Source organism: Alkalibacterium sp. m-11 (assembly GCF_054658155.1).
Genome location: NZ_BAAGIR010000007.1, coordinates 15603 through 30791, shown reverse-complemented (window position 1 = coordinate 30791; position 15189 = coordinate 15603). Strand labels below are relative to the sequence as shown.

The window sequence follows — 15189 nt, the reverse complement described above, 5'->3', positions numbered from 1 at the left end:
CCTCAGTTCTGATTGGCTTTTTCAAGAATCGTTTTCAGATTCAGGTCGGCCGTACTTTCAACTGCGTAATCCGCTTCTTTCATCGCATCTCTGGATCCGACTCCGACAGAAAACATATGTGCGCTATTAATCGATTGTATCCCGGCTTCGGCATCTTCCAGTCCGACGCATTCTTGTGGACTGAGGTTCAGCATTTCAGCACCTCTGATGAAAATCTCCGGATCCGGTTTACCAGCTTTAAGTGACGCAGGGTCTACAATTCCGTCAAACAGATCCATGATCTCCAGCCTTTCCATAATTTCTGGTCCATTCTTACTCGCTGAAGCCAGAACCATCCCTAAATTTTTCTCTTTCGCTTCTTTCAATAGCGTATCAATACCCGGAAGCAGGTCATCTGGTGTGATTCCCTTGATGTATGCCTTATACTCCTCATTCTTCTGCGTAGCCAGTTCCTCTTTTTCCTCTTCTGTGTATGCCTCTTCTTTCCCTCCGTGCTTAAGAATCAGATCCAGAGACTCCATGCGGCTGATGCCTTTCAGTTGTTCGTTGAATTCTCTGTCAATCTCTATGCCGATCTTTTCAGCCAGACTTTTCCACGCCAGAAAATGGTATTCTGCTGTATCTGTAATGACACCGTCTAAATCAAAAATCAAACCTTTAATCATGTCAATTCCTCCTGTTTATTATATAAATGGACTAGTTTTCGCCTGGCGAAAACAGGCGACCTTATGATTACAATGGGGTTAAAAGCCGTCCAGGCGGCTTTTCTCTATTTAGAATAAGCTTTTCCTACAAAAATATGTTTGGGAGCAAACTCAGACTGATTTTTCGCCTGAGTACCGAGGCATGCAGGCACCCCTCACTAAAAAAGAAGGGGGAGAAGCCTCCCCCTTTACTTTACTGCAATTATTTTTCTATCGCATGCGACAGCGTTCCATCAAGCGTGACTTCTTTGTTGTAAAGCGTGAAGGTCAGCGCCTCCCCTTCTTGAAGAGAGAATTCGACTTCATCAGCAGTCACGTGCACAGCAATCAGACGCCCGCGGTACTTGAGCTTGAACTGATAGCCGGTCCACTGTGTCGGACAGTATGGTTCGAAGGAGAGATGTCCTTCAAGAGTACGCATGCCTGCAAAACCGTGAACGATCGACAGCCAGCCACCGCTCATTGACGTAATGTGCAGGCCGTCTTCTGTATCATTGTTGTAGTTGTCCAGATCAAGTCGGGCCGTACGCTCGTACATTTCAAAGGCTTTTTCTTTTTTGCCTAGCTCGGATGCCAGAATAGAGTGTACAAGAGGAGACAGAGACGACTCATGGACCGTCATCGGCTCATAGAAATCAAAGTTCTTTTCTTTCTCTTCCTGAGTGAACTCATGATTCAGGAAATACAGCCCCTGAAGCACATCGGCCTGCTTGATGAACGGTGAACGCAGAATCTTGTCCCATGACCAGTTCTGGTTGATCGGACGTTCTTCTGGTTTCAGTGAATCTACCGGTCGCAGATCTTTGTCTAGGAATGTATCGTGCTGAACGAAAATTCCAAGATCTTCATCCTTAGGGAAGTACATATGCTCGACAATATCCGCCCACTTATCGGTCTCGCCAGGTTCAAGAGCCAGAGCACTTAAGCGGTCTTCGGATGCTTTTTCCAGAGACGCCATCGTATAGCGAAGCGTCCAGGCTGCCATCGTGTTGGTATACCAGTTGTTGTTGACGTTGTTTTCATATTCGTTAGGTCCCGTTACGCCATGGATCATATACTGCTTGTTACGCTTTGAATAGTGGACACGGTCAGCCCAGAATCGGGAAATAGCCACGAGTACATCCAGCCCCTGATTCAGCAAGTAGGTCTCATCACCGAAGTAAGTGGAGTAGTTATAGATCGCATGAGCAATCGCTCCGTTTCTGTGAATTTCTTCAAAAGTGATTTCCCATTCATTGTGACATTCTATACCTGTAAAAGTCACCATCGGGTAAAGAGCACCTTTCAGTCCCTGTTTCTGAGCATTGATATGAGCCTGTTCAAGCTGATTGTGTCTGTAGACCAGCAGCTGTCTGGAAATTTCCTCATCTGTGATTGACAGATACATTGGCAGGATGCAGGCTTCAGTGTCCCAGTAGGTTGCCCCGCCGTATTTCTCTCCAGTAAAGCCTTTAGGTCCGACATTCAGACGCGGGTCTTCTCCGTAATAGGTCGAAAACAGCTGGAAGATATTGAAACGGACCCCTTGCTGACTGGCCTCGTCCCCTTCGATCATGACATCAGCATTTTTCCAGCGCTGTGCCCATTCTTCTACGTGAGCTTCTTTCAAACTCGTATAGCCTTTATCCTTTGCTTCAGCAACGATGCGTTCAGCAGCATCGATCTGATCGGATTCTTCTACATCACGACTCGTAATGACAGAAACCAGCTTAGTCAAAGACACTGATTCCCCTTCAGCTAGCTGACCGGTTACATGCTCTTCCACCTTCATTTCAGAGTCCGCCGCTGATTCAGATGTTAGGCCTTCCGTCAGATTCGCCATCATCATGGTCACGGTGAATCGGTCCGTTCCGAAATTGTTTTCGATCGTCTTTGTTGTCAGATAGGGATATGGAGACAGGCCGCGATTTCTTTCCAACCAGAACACTTCATCATAGTTGCTGTCTTCATTCACCACATCACCGTCTAGATGAGGGATCAATTCAATTGAGGCATCACCTTTTTGACTAGTCGCTTCTACATGAATGACGGCCAGCTCTTTAGTAGCTGCACTCACAAAGCGTGAGAAATTAAAGGCAATGGCCTTTCCGTCCTTTTCCCATACGAAGGACCGGTTCAGGATTCCTTCTTTCATATCCAGTTCCAGGGTGTAGTCCCTGACTTCATCGACAGCCAGGTCCATCTTATGCCCGTCGATCAGCACTGTGACCGGAATAAAGTTAGTCGCGTTGATCACTTTTCCGAAATACTCTGGGTAGCCTATTTTCCACCAGCCGACTCGCGTCTTGTCCGGATACCAGACTCCAGCTAAATACGTTCCGATATGAGTATCTCCAGAGTAACCTTCTTCAAAATTTCCACGCAGACCCATATAGCCATTTCCAATTGAGGTCAGGCTTTCCTGCACGCGCTTCTTTTCACTCACATCTGTAGAAATGACCTTCCACGGGTCCACCTTTGCAATACGTTCCATACATTACACGTCCAATCCTAATCATTTATAGTTCGTCTATTTTTTTATCGCTTCCAGCAGGACCTTGCGTTTCTTGGCCCGGTCACGTTTTTTCATCAGGCGTTTTTTACGTTCTTCTTCATTATCTTCATAATAAAAGACTGAAAATCCATTGTGACTGAGCAATGTTTCATCTCCATCAGCAATATCATTCAGATGGAACACTTTCTTTGCCCCACGCGGAATGAGTGGCAGGAAAGCTTCCTCTTCATCCTGATTGAAGAAGAAATGCAGTTCTCTGTTGCCGAGTTTACGTTTGAACCCCAGGAACTGTTCATCGTCTCTCACGTCATGCCACTCTGTTTCACCGGAAATAAGGATATCTGAATACATTTTACGGAATTGAATCAATTCTTTAGTAAAGGCCAGCATATCATGATCCTGTTTATCTTCATCCCAGATCATGCACTTGCGGCAGTCCGGATCCATTCCCCCGTCCATACCGATTTCTGTACCGTAATACATGCATGGTGCTCCCGGCTGTGCATAAAGGAAGGCCATGGCAGATTTCACCAGATTCTTGTCATTGCCTGCTTTCGTCAGCACACGCGGTGTATCGTGGGAATCTAGCAGGTTGAACATGACTTCAGTGGTCTGCTGGCGGTAAAGCATCAGCTGACTGTTCAGGCCGGATACCAGTCTGGTCGGTGACAGGAATTTCTTGAAGAAGTAGTTCTCGATCATATCGGTAAAGGCGTAGTTCATCACTGCATGAAACTCATCGCCATTCAGCCAGTTCTGTGAGGAATGCCAGATTTCTCCCAAAATATACAGATCCTCTTTGATTGCCGTTGTTTCTTTGAAGAAACGCTTCCAGAAGAAGTGATCAACTTCGTTAGCGACATCCAGACGCCAAGCATCGATATCGAATTCCTTGATCCAATAAGTGGCTATATCCAGCAGATACTCCTGGACTTCTGGATTGGCCGTATTTAGTTTAGGCATGTGTCCAGTAAATGCAAACGTATCGTAATTCACCCGTCCGACATTTTCCAGCGCTTCTGTGCTCAGGCCGGCAACATCATCTACTGGGAAAGAATGAATATAGAACCAGTCTTTGTATCTGGACTGATCCTGATTTTCAAGGACATCCAACCACTGAGGAGAATGAATTCCCACATGATTGAATACCGCATCGATCATGATTCGAATGCCCCGGCTGTGCGCTTCTTCCACGACTTGCTTGAACAAAGCTTTGTCTCCGAAGTCCGGATCGATTTCTTTATAGTCAATAGTGTCATATTTGTGGTTCGAATGAGCTTTGAAAATCGGTGTGAAATAAATGCCGTTGATGCCCAGGTCTTCCAGATAATCCATATTATCGAGAACACCCTGCAGATCTCCACCGTAAAAATCATCTCTCGATGGATGCTCCTTGCTTCCCCACGGCAGTACGCCTTCAGGATCATTGGTCGGATCCCCATTGGCAAAACGTTCCGGGAAAATCTGATACCAGATGGTTTCGCTAGCCCACTTGGGTGCACGGAATGCATCGATTTCATGAATATAAGGCACTCTGAAATAGAAGTTCATCTGACTTACGAAAATCTCCTCGAAAGGATAGACGCCCTGATCGGAATAGAAAATCTCGATTCCGTCCTTACCGATAACTCTGAATCCGTATGCCATTCGTTTAGTCGGTTCATGCGTGTCGATCATCCAGTAGTCATGCATGTTCGTTGAAGCAACTTTTTTCATTTCCTTCCCGTTCATGAACCACTTTTCCTGGTCCAGTGAATAGGGATCGCCACTCAGCAGTTCAACGGACTGCACATCATTCGCTTTCGTCCGGATTCGGATGTGATAATGCCCACGCTCATACAGATAGGCGTATTCGCTCTCGGCACGGTGATAAATTGCAGCTGTGTCCATAATAAAGTCTCCTTTTAACTAATGCGTTTCTTATTAATTGAGTCGCTCGTTCCCGCTTTCATTAAGCGGTTCCATCTTGATTCTAGCATCCACAGGTAATTATACAAGCAGTTTTAAAGTGTTATCGGTAACAGAAATCGAAGCGCTGACATCTGCCTGATTATAGCGTCCGGAAAATTAAAAAACTGAGTGACACTCATCCCATCTCCGACAGACTCAGTAGATCATAAAATACCCCTGCTCCGCATCAGGCGACAACGAAGGTACTGAAAAGATAATCATGCCTTAATTATATTAAGATAATGAATCTAAAGGAGTTCTTTCAGGGTCCAGGACACTTGAAGATCGGCTGGAAATAGCCACAGCTATTTCCTTTCTACATTAGAGAATTGATCAATTCCTTATTACTTTTCTGCCATTCTTGTCATCAACCGATTCTCTTTCTAGTTCAGATATTTCCATGCTATCTAAAATGTAACTAGGCCTGCGCCTAGTTATACCTTATTGAAGATCCTTTTGTACATACTACAGATAGCCCGATTCTACTTATAGTTCAGTTCCTATTCGGGAGAATAAACTGATTCTAGAAAAGCTTTAGTTCTAGCTTATTCTAAAATCGTCTTTATTGCTTCCGCTAGAGGGCTTCTCGTTTCACTTTCAGGTCCTACTTTTTCAGGAACTATAACTAGATCCGCTCTACTTACAGTTCCTCGCCCAAAGCAAAAGCTGACCTCCAGCTAGATACGCGCTAACAATACTAATCTCCATATCTTCTAGATTAAACTCCATCTAACTCTGCTCAGCCCTCTTGTCATAGTCTGCCCCACAGATTTCTAAACCAAAAAAGGACTGAAGCCGGTCGTGCGCTTCAGTCCTAACTGTTATTCTCTCATGATTTACTTTACTTCCGCCTGATTTCGGGTCGTTCCGCCCAGCTTCAGTTCAGTTTCAAAGAGCTCGTTTCCTTGAGACTTGCCATTTTCTTTCACCTTGTTCAGAACCATTCGGGCACAGGCTGCACCCATTTCGGCTGTAGACTGCTTGAGGGTCGTCAGGTGAGGATAGGCGATCTGGTCCAGGAACACGCCGTCGTGTCCTATGACCCCATAGTCGTTAGGAATATCAAATCCCATTTCCTTGATTTCACGGATAACACCCAGCCCCAACCGGTCGGATGCGCAGAGGAACAGCGTGTTTTTAGGAAAACGATCCAGATTCTCCCGGATGAATGCAGCAGAATACCTCGAGCGGTTTTCCAGACGGTAGACATTCTTTTCCAGGCCATGTGCATCCATGACTTGAGCATAGCCTTTTTCTCTGGCATGGGCAAAGGGCTGATCGACATCAATACCGATATAGACAATCTTATCGTAGCCGTCCTGAATGGCAAATTCCGTTGCTTGTTCCATACTCTTCTGATTGTTGCTGTCGACAAAATCGTAGCCAATGTCATTCTGACCGTAAATCACTGTCGGTTTCTTCAGACTTTCCACCAGTTCCTTGTGTTCATCACGCATGCCGCAGACGATATAGCCGTCGGAATCCCCGATCTGTACGTTTTTGTGAGTGAGAAGCTGAAGGCTGTACGCATACTTATCCAGCTCATTCGCAATACCAGTCAGCAGAAACATATAATACGGTTCAGTTGTATCCATTTCTTCCAGGATAAGCAGTTTAATAATTTGAGTTCGGTTGTTAGCCAATGCTTTGGCAGCAATATTCGGCCGGTAGTTCAGTTCCTGCATGGCTTCATAGACCAGCTGCTTCAACTCATCAGTCACTTGTTCCGGGTGATTGATGACACGGGAAACAGTCATTTTGGAAACATTGGCTTTTTTTGCAACATCATTTAATGTGACCAAATGTGTTCTCCTTTCTCTTTCTCAATCTTTCGTTTCAACTATTCACCCTACATTATAACAAGAATCGACACACTCTTTTAGTTTTTTTCAATGAAAACTGTGAACTTTTAAGTTCCGCCCGATTCACCTCGGATAACCAAACAAAAATAATCAGATTAGCTCATTAAAGCGCATCGACCAGAAGGAAAGTCAAAACAGTAACAATCACAGTAAAGGAAGCCGTCAGCCAGAACATATTGTAGTCATACTCTTTATCTTTATGTACTTTCTCGATAACAGCTACCAGATTCATGGCACACACAATCGCCCAAATCGGCATGGACAGAGTGGCCAACATCATCAAAAATGAAAAAATCATCGTCTCTCCTCTATGCTCAACTTTTTCTATCACAATTACTAGCAAAATAGGGAAGGCTCCAGTTATCAGCCCCCCTACCGTTCAACTAGCTTACGACTTTCTCGACCACTCTAACTTCGTAAGGTGCCAGATCAAGCGTCCCAGACAATGGAGAATGGGTCTGCAGATCTGTCACATCTTCCATGATCTCAATCGCCTGCGTTTCTTCAGTGAAGTTCATGATGAAGATGGTCTGTCTACCCTCAGCTTCTCTTGCCTGAACAGAGACGCCTCTTTTATGTCTGAGATCCAGCGGGGCTTTCAGTCCCAGTGCATCGATCAGTTCACCGTAAAAAGCTTGATGAAAGGCATCGTCAAGACGGGCTCCGATATAATATGTCTGTCCATTATGGTACTCATTTCGAGTAACCGCTGATGTCCCCTTGTAGAAGTCTTCTTCATAAGTTCCCAGCGTTTCAGCTCCAGCCATATTCATAAGTGTCGCATAGTCTCTCGCTTCATAGGACTGGCCTTTGTAGGAGACATGGTTTCGGTCCAATGGATAAAAAGTATCCGTTTCAGTCGGTTCGATTCCGAACATCTCTTTCAGCGGGCCATACCAGCCCCCAAGATACGTCAGATCGGACTCATCGACTAAGCCAGTGATGTAGGTCCCGACTAGCGTTCCACCGTTCTTCACATAAGCCTGAAGCTTAGTTGCCGTTTCTTCAGACACCATGTAAAGCATTGGGATCAGAAGAATTTTATAATGCTCCAAATCATCTTCTTTTGACAGAATATCTACCGCAATGTTTTGTTCCCAGAAAGCCTGATAGTGTTTCTGCAGGGTTACTCCGTAATGCTTCGTCTTAAGTCCGAAGCCTTGAGCATCTTTCAGCGCCCAGTCACTTTCCACATCATACAGAATACCGACATCTGCTTTGCGCTGGTATCCGACGACATGCTCCGACAAAGTTTCCATTGCCTGACCGAGCTGTGCCACTTCCTTAAAGACCCTGTTTTCGCTGGACCGGTCGTGATCGACGACAGCTCCGTGGAACTTTTCCGATGACCCGCGGGACTTGCGCCACTGGAAGTACAGGATGCTGTCTGACCCATGTGCGAGCATCTGCATGGAAGACAGAAAATGCATGCCTGGACGTTTAGCTTTGTTCACATCATGCCAGTTGACCAGGCTTGGTGTCGATTCCATAAGCAGGAACGGCTGATGCTTCATATTGTAGAAGTGATCATTTAAGAAGGCGACACGTGAGGCCAACGTCGGTGTATCTTCCTGATCATTATGCCAGGCCGGGTAGGCGTCCCAACTGATGACGTCCACTTCCTTGGCAAATTGACTGTAATCAAGTGCAGTAAACGGCACAAACTCCGGATTGTCCGACATGAAGTTTGTCGTTATTGGGACGTCTGGTGTCCGTTCTCTCAATGGAACGATTTCATTTTTATAAAAGTCGATCGTCTGATAAGAGACAAAGCGACGCCAGTCCAGATTCATGCCGTGAACAGCACTTTCCCCAATCGGTGAAGGTGACTCGATCTGATCCCATTCTGTAATCGTATGGCTCCAGAACGGCCCCCACCACGCGTGATTCAACTTATCCAAATCGTTGTCATACTTATTTTTGAGCCAGTCCCGGAAATTCTCCTGACACAGTTCACAGTGACATTCTCCACCGAATTCATTGGAAATGTGCCACATCAGCAAAGCAGGGTGATCCCCATATCGCTCCGCCAGCAGGGTATTCATTTCCTGCGTTTTTCTTCTATAATAAGGTGAAGAGAAGCAGTGATTGTGCCGTGACCCATGGAGCTGCTTGCGTCTGAGCGAATCGACACGCAGCACTTCAGGATGATTCTTTGACATCCATGCCGGCCTTGCCCCACTCGGAGTGGCCAGAATAAAGCGACCATCGATCGATGCGATCCGTTCAATGACTTGATCGAGCCACTCGAAATGATATACGCCTTCTTCTGGCTCCAGCGCCGCCCAGGCAAATATGCCAATCGAGAATGTATTGGTGTGTGCCTTTTTCATCAGCCTGACGTCTTCTTCAAGGATATCCGGATATGCCAGCCACTGGTCCGGGTTATAGTCTCCGCCATGAAGCAGGCGCTTGTCATCAGTTACTCTTATTCTATCCACTTGTTATTCCTCTCTTCCCACTACTTATTGTAATATGTTTTCAGTTCATTGATCAGATCATCCGCTACATTCATCAGATAACCCGCTTGTCGTCGGTCTCTCATTTCATCTTTCAGGCAGGCAAGGTGGTCGAGATGATGCTTGTCCAGCAGTTCGCAGTCCTTGTCACTCAAATACTCATTGAGATTTCGAGATTTAAGATAGGTTGGAATGTCCATCCTCCAGGTACTGGACTGCGTCGGATAATGAAGGAGCAGTTCTTCTGCCCGGACGATGCCTTCTGGGGTAAAGTTCCCGATGAAGCGAATGTTGAATCCGCTGTCCTCGATTCGGTCAAAGACTTCCCAGATGGCACAGGTCCACTCTTCTTTTGTACAGATCATCGGTATCGAAGGCACCTCATCCAGAATGCGGGTAAACAGCTCGGGATCATCTACGACATAAACGATGCCGGTTTCGTGAGCCGGATAAACCGCCGTCAGCTTGATCACTTCTCTCAATGGAACAGTCAGCACACTTCTCGAATGTACTGCTGCTTCCCACATTGGATGATACCCGGTCTGAGTCTCGGCAAAGAGATTGGCCACCGTAACAGAATCAGAAATATCTTCTCTGAACAAGTTGAACTCCTTCAACAGCTTGTCTTCATTTTTTCTGTTTTCAGGCAGACGGATCGGTTCGATGGCGTGCAGGCGTTTAGTTTCCGCCAGAACATGCAGCCACAGTTTTCCTAATGGACTGGAAGGCTGAAAAGCATCAGCGTCCAATGTGATGATCTGACTGAAAACAGATAGGCGGATCGGTCGACTCGGAAGCAGACGGATGCCTTCGGATAAGTACAGCACATGCTGTTCAAACTGATGGCTCGACTCCTCTATCATATCGTGGATCCATCTTACATCTCGGCTATGGGTGCGCAAATAAGCCAGCCAGTCTTTCAGGAGGGAAAATTCCTTTTCCAGCGTTTTAAGATACAGCGAGCGTTCTTCTTTAGTAGATAATGTCAGCAGCTTTTCGTCAAAATAAGCCTCCAACAACTGTGTAAGATCAATTCCATTGAATGGCGGGCTATCCAGTTTCCTGTTGAAGGCTTCAAGGTCAACTCGGCCTTTGATTTTAAGTGAATCAATGGATACTTGAAAAAAATGAGCAATGGACTCCAGCTCTATAAGAGAAAATCCATCCAACTTAACGTGTCCTTTGATTCTACGATGCGTAAGCAGTTCATCTCTTAACAGCTTGAACAGTTTATCCATTCCAGGCTGAGATTCAAAAAACTGAATCGCTTCATTCAAGTCAGTCATTTTCAGACGTAACTCCTTTCCTGCGGGTGATTTCCCTTACATCTTACCACTAAACCACCCTGTTCTGCATTTTTTTAACAAATTGTGACAACACTCTCATTTTTTTCATTTTTAACATGCATTTAACCCTTCACCAATCTCCGGCTTGTGATAAGATACTTGTAATGACGCATTTTTTATAAAAATCGCATAAGATTAGCATTTTAAAAGACATGTCTATTAAAGACAGCACAATGTCCCAAATGAAATTTTGAGAAAAAGGAGCTTTTAATTAGTGAATAAAAAACGTGTAATGCTATGGCGTGCAGCCTGCGCAGTGGTTCTTGTACTTGGTATACTTTTACCAGCCACTTCAGCCTTGGCTCATGACCGTCATCACTCTGACGAGTACATAGATATTATCGTCAGGTACAGCGGCGAGGTTCCAGCAGAAGAAGACCTCGACCCGGAATTCAAAAATGTACGTACAATGACACTACTTCCTGTTCAGACGATGTCCGTCCCAGCTTCTTCAATCAAGGACATCAGCCAGATGGAGAATGTCGAACGTATCACCTATGATCAGGAGATGCACACAACCAGCACCAGTCACAGTTACCCCGTTCAGGCCGACGATTGGAATCAGGACATGATCGGTACATTCAATGCCTGGGAAGAAGGCATCACAGGCGAATCAGTCCGTGTTGCAGTTTTGGACACTGGTTTCTATGAGCACGGTGATATTGAGTACGCCGGTGGGTACAGTATATTTGAAGATGACACAGAAAACCCTGACTACTGGACGAACGATCACGACGGTCACGGTACACATGTCGCCAGCATCATTGGTGCCAACCAGGGGTCGCGTGCTCAAGGCGTGGCACCTGGAGTAAACCTTTATGGTGTAAAAGTATATCACCAGAAAGACGGAGACAAGACTAATGCAAGTAACCTACTAGCCGGACTACAGTGGGCAATCAATGAAAATATGGACATTATCAGTATCAGTTCAGGCTATGGTAACAAAAATCAAGACATCCATGACTTGATTCAACTGGCCGAACAGCAGGGGATCCTTCTGGTTGCAGCCAGCGGAAATATCTCAGAAAATAAGAATATTATTGATTATCCGGCAGCTCATCCTGAAGTGATCGCTGTGGCTAACGTCGATCAGAATGGTTATCGGGCAAGCGACTCAATGATTTCAGCAAAAAACGAACTGGCTGCTCCTGGTCTACAAATATTAGGTTTAGGCATCGATGGACCGGATAGTTTCAGAACAATGTCCGGCACGTCCCAAGCTACTCCTCACGTCGCAGGAATTGCTGCACTACTGATGCAGAAATATCCAGAGGAATCAGCTGCTCAAATAAGAGCACGGATGGCTGAAAAAGCTAGAGACCTTGGTGAGGAAGGTCGAGATCCGATTTATGGATACGGACTCGTTCATTACCTTCCTGAACAGATGGAAGAGCCCGAGCCCGAAGAAGACGTCGAAGAGGGCCCTACTGAAGAAGATGAAACGGAATCTGACTCCGATGACGACACTGAAACAAAAGACGACATGACTGATGAAGATACTGATGAAAACGGTAATGGAGAAGAACAGGATCCGGAAGAAATAGACGATACTGAATCCCCTCAGGATGACCTGGAAGACGATTCGTCCCCTGAAAAAGAGCCATCCGAGGATCAGGATTCAGAAGATAGTCAGGACGACGTATCAGATGCTGATGAAGAAGACGAAGCTGAAGAAGAAGAGCCTCTTCAGAGTACGGTATGGATCCGCCCTTCAGACACGAACGGGATGGCCGTCATCGATGACGAAGACCTAGAAGCTGTCGCAGACAATGGCCTGCTGGCAATCTCCTTTGACTCGTCACTGGAATATATTGAGCGAGTCAATCTTACTCCAGAACAAGTTGAATCGATCAGAAGCCGAAATATTACACTACTGATTGCACGTATCGATATGGAATGGGTCATTCCGGCAGCTAACCTGACTGAAGGAGAGGCTTTCCTGTCTTTCGAAACAGTTCAGGAGCCTCTGGACTACATTGAGACTTCTCACAGCGATCTGATCGACTTCTCAATTGAACAGAATGACCAGATGATTACATCTTTCCCTGAACAGATGACTTACCGCTTCTTTACAGAACAGGCTGAAGCCAATCAGCACCAGTTATACGAGTGGAACACGGCTCAGGAAGAATGGATTCTGCTGGGAGACACCTATACTAACAGCGCGGTAGTCGGTGAAACAGCTTCAGTTGCGACTATGGCTGTCTTTGATCCGATAGAACTCGAAGCTGCCATTTTAAGCAGTGAAGAACCTGAAGATGAACCGGAAGAAATAGAAGAAGAAACCGAGGAACCTGAAGAAGAATCGGAAGAAGATGAAACTGAAGAATCGACACGTGCTTCATTCGGTGACGGAGACAGCGAACTCCCAGTGGTACTGGTTGGAGGCCTCGTTATCCTGACTTCAGTTGGTGGAGGATTCTACTTCTTTGGAGGTAAACCTAAGCAGTAGAACGGCCATTAGCTGATCGATATAATGTAATATCTGAACAAAAAAGGATCACCCGACGTTGGGCGATCCTTTTTCTATTTATTTAAATGAATACGACCGTCTTCTCCCTGACTTGTTTCTAAGCTTGTAAATAATCGGGTTCAGAATAGCCAACAGGACAACGCCCAGGAACATGTAGAACGTCAGTGAATCCCCTTCTAAAGTAAAGTCTTCAAGGAAGGTATTTTCAACAATCAGCAAAGCTGTAGCAATTGCCAGATGTGAAATGGAAATAGCCAGAACTGAAAAGAAAGTCACTACAGTGTCTCTGCCTTTTGGAACAAGAGAAAGAACTAAAAACAGCACTAATATAGCCAGGATAATGCCAAACACCAATCTAAATTCCGTGAATAATTCAAGATCCATTTTATAAACTCCTTTAATTCATATACTTACTATATTCTACAAGGCAACCTCAGAAAATACAATCTTTTTAAAATGAAATATCACTGTCTGATACTCAATTAATAAAACTGCCGTCCAAACAGCCAGCCTCCGATCATATCGGTGACTGAATAGTAGTTTTCCATACGGGACGGATCCACTTCCTGTTCATCGTCGGTCAAGTGCAGGGCTTCAAAAATGATGTGGTGTTCATTGTAAAAGCCGATGTCTTCGAACTGCTCGTCGACCAGCCGGTGCTCATGCCCGATCAGATAACTCGAGTCTTCAGACCAGTGAACCACACCGTCAAGCCGAAACGTATAAGCGTCATCTTCTCCATATGAAAAATAATGCTGACTGCCGTTTGAGCCTACATAGGTATAGGGGAAGTCGCGCGTCACTTCCTCATCTTCGTACATCTCAAGCTGAGTCAGATTCTCCCCTAAGCTCTCAGAACGTCTGTAGGCACTGGCGATCGCTGGATCTTCGTGTGTTTCCATACCAAAAATCGTTGCCCGGTCTCTTATCCCCGGATGAATGTAATTATTCTGATCAAGCCAGAAATTATGAGATCGGTGGCCCCATAAGCCGTAGATGAGAGCAGGTATCAGTAGACTGAAAAACACCAGATGACCGATTTTCTGCGCTCTCGTCTTCCGGTCGGTGTAGATCAGAATGAACAGGTAAACTCCTGCCAATATGATCATGGCAATTGCTATAGCCGGCAACGTAAACGTGTAAAACTGTTCAGCTGCCATCCATTGTCTAAACATAGGTCTCTCCTATTCTAATATCCTGTTTTAGTCACGCTGATTCGGGAAAATCCAGTTCGGATAAACTTCACTGATTGCTGTCATACGATAATCAGACAAATCGGCCAGCTCTCTCTGCTCTGTTTCAGGTAACAGAAGAACATCAAAAATAATATCAAAGTCGTTTGCGAAACCTAATGTCTCGAAGCGGTCATCTGTCAGCCTGAACTGCCAGCCGTGAACTTCCCGTTCGCCTTGGGTCCACTCTACAGTACCCCTGATCCGGAATGCATACTGGCCTTCGTCTCCGAAAGAAAAATAATGGGTATCGTCTCTGGATCCCAGATAATCGTAAATCATTGGCTGTACCCTAGCATCAGCTTCATATTTTTCCAGTGCATTCAATTGTCTGTAAAGAGACGGGCTCTGACGCTGGGCTCTTATGACCTGCCGATCCTCATCTGACCGAATCCCTAAGATATAGGTATATTCTCTGATTCCGGGGTGAATGTATTCATTCTGCTCCACCCAGAAGCTGTAGCGGAGATGACCGAAGACAAAATACAGCAGACTGAGTAAAAGGATACTGATCACACTTAAATTAGTCCCTTTCCTCAGCTTCTGACCCTTGGCTGTGTAAGAATAAATAAAAATATAGACAAACACAAGGACAGCCAGGCCGATTATGGTCCAAGGCATGATTAGTGAGTAGAAGCGTTCGGCTTCAATCCAGGATTCATACATAGG

General features: G+C 45.5%; 10 protein-coding genes and 1 pseudogene. 1 reads left to right on the top strand and 10 read right to left on the bottom strand.

The annotated features are described in order from the left end of the window. Window positions 1–2 precede the first annotated feature (2 nt). The 7 genes and pseudogenes from pgmB to ACYQ2O_RS01680 all read right to left on the bottom strand — a co-directional run bounded on the left by pgmB (window position 3) and on the right by ACYQ2O_RS01680 (window position 10755). Entirely contained in the window at window positions 3–665 is a 663-nt protein-coding gene (pgmB, locus tag ACYQ2O_RS01710) for a beta-phosphoglucomutase (RefSeq protein WP_459769213.1), read from the bottom strand. Window positions 666–906: 241 nt separating this feature from the next. Next, a complete protein-coding gene (locus tag ACYQ2O_RS01705) occupies window positions 907–3177 on the bottom strand; it encodes a glycoside hydrolase family 65 protein (protein ID WP_459795872.1) in 2271 nt (756 codons plus the stop codon). A 243-nt stretch (window positions 3178–3420) separates the two neighbouring features. Beyond that, window positions 3421–5088 (bottom strand): annotated as a pseudogene (locus ACYQ2O_RS01700) (glycoside hydrolase family 13 protein); the annotation flags it as partial. Window positions 5089–5984: 896 nt separating this feature from the next. Then, window positions 5985–6950, bottom strand: a complete 966-nt coding sequence (locus ACYQ2O_RS01695; protein ID WP_346023898.1) for a LacI family DNA-binding transcriptional regulator — start codon at window positions 6948–6950, stop codon at window positions 5985–5987. Between the two features lie 163 nt (window positions 6951–7113). After that, window positions 7114–7308 carry a hypothetical protein gene (locus tag ACYQ2O_RS01690; RefSeq protein ID WP_459795870.1) on the bottom strand — a complete coding sequence of 65 codons (195 nt, stop codon included), beginning with the start codon at window positions 7306–7308 and terminating at the stop codon, window positions 7114–7116. Window positions 7309–7393: 85 nt separating this feature from the next. Next, window positions 7394–9451: a beta-galactosidase gene (locus ACYQ2O_RS01685; RefSeq protein ID WP_459795868.1), complete on the bottom strand. Its 2058-nt coding sequence runs from the start codon at window positions 9449–9451 to the stop codon at window positions 7394–7396. A 20-nt stretch (window positions 9452–9471) separates the two neighbouring features. Next, window positions 9472–10755: a TIGR02679 domain-containing protein gene (locus ACYQ2O_RS01680; RefSeq protein ID WP_459795866.1), complete on the bottom strand. Its 1284-nt coding sequence runs from the start codon at window positions 10753–10755 to the stop codon at window positions 9472–9474. 274 nt (window positions 10756–11029) lie between these two features. Here ACYQ2O_RS01680 and ACYQ2O_RS01675 point away from each other — a divergent pair, with 274 nt between their 5' ends. Next, a complete protein-coding gene (locus ACYQ2O_RS01675; RefSeq protein ID WP_459769202.1) occupies window positions 11030–13267 on the top strand; it encodes a S8 family peptidase in 2238 nt (745 codons plus the stop codon). Between the two features lie 78 nt (window positions 13268–13345). Here ACYQ2O_RS01675 and ACYQ2O_RS01670 read toward each other — a convergent pair whose 3' ends face one another. The 3 genes from ACYQ2O_RS01670 to ACYQ2O_RS01660 all read right to left on the bottom strand — a co-directional run bounded on the left by ACYQ2O_RS01670 (window position 13346) and on the right by ACYQ2O_RS01660 (window position 15186). After that, the gene (locus tag ACYQ2O_RS01670) at window positions 13346–13672 is read right to left on the bottom strand and encodes a hypothetical protein (RefSeq protein ID WP_459769200.1); all 327 of its coding nucleotides are present in this window, start codon (window positions 13670–13672) and stop codon (window positions 13346–13348) included. A gap of 98 nt (window positions 13673–13770) precedes the next feature. Continuing rightward, window positions 13771–14463: a hypothetical protein gene (locus tag ACYQ2O_RS01665; RefSeq protein WP_459769198.1), complete on the bottom strand. Its 693-nt coding sequence runs from the start codon at window positions 14461–14463 to the stop codon at window positions 13771–13773. Between the two features lie 27 nt (window positions 14464–14490). Further along, entirely contained in the window at window positions 14491–15186 is a 696-nt protein-coding gene (locus ACYQ2O_RS01660) for a hypothetical protein (protein ID WP_459769197.1), read from the bottom strand. Window positions 15187–15189: the final 3 nt, after the last annotated feature.